The sequence below is a fragment of the Alcanivorax sp. HI0044 genome, from assembly GCF_001634945.1.
The window spans coordinates 1-631 of record NZ_LWEZ01000230.1 but is presented as its reverse complement, the minus strand read 5'-3'; the positions used below and the strand labels follow the sequence as shown (position 1 = coordinate 631).

The window sequence follows — 631 nt, the reverse complement described above, 5'->3', positions numbered from 1 at the left end:
GATGTTATTGCTCGACACGGACAGCCCAATATCGGCAACCCAAAACATCACGCCGAGAAAAACGTCCAGAGTGGCGACAGCCCTGACCATCCAAACGTTGATCATCCTGCACCTTTTTTAAACAAGAACGCCGCCACTTCACGGCTAAAAATTTTCAACCCAGCACGCTTACGGCTGCCTGTCGAAGGTTTTCACCCCTTCCGGAATCTTGAACCAATCCTGCTTTTCGCTGATCCAGATATGCGCCTGGGGCTCAAGAATGCTGGTATCCGCCAGATTGGCTGGTTTGAGTTTGATACTGTCTGGCTCATCCGGGTTAACGTGGTAAATGCGATTGCCGCAGGTGGGACAGAACATTGCCGCACTGGTATTGCCACTGTCCGCAGTACGCAGCCATTCGCGCATTTCACCATGAAACACAATGTCTTGGGCGCGTACAACAGCGGTAAGGCTGAATGCACTGGTGGACAGCTTCTGGCACGCCTTGCAGTGGCAGGCCAGTACTTTCTGGGGTTCAGCCAATAACTGGTAGGTCACCGCACCGCACTGGCAAGCACCGTCGATTGGATAGGTCGCCATCTCTCCCACCTTCGCTTATTCAGAATGATCGCCCGCAGGCTCATACCGATAA

1 protein-coding gene is annotated in these 631 nt (G+C 53.1%); it reads right to left on the bottom strand.

Translation table 11 applies throughout. From position 1 onward, the window contains the following. Window positions 1–168 precede the first annotated feature (168 nt). Window positions 169–579, bottom strand: a complete 411-nt coding sequence (locus A3730_RS02975; RefSeq protein ID WP_063518561.1) for a GFA family protein — start codon at window positions 577–579, stop codon at window positions 169–171. Window positions 580–631 lie beyond the last annotated feature (52 nt).

What these genes read in the sequence shown, in the direction of transcription:
- A3730_RS02975 (WP_063518561.1), bottom strand. Translation starts at nt 579, where the DNA reads ATGGCGACCTATCCAATCGACGGTGCTTGCCAGTGCGGTGCGGTGACC.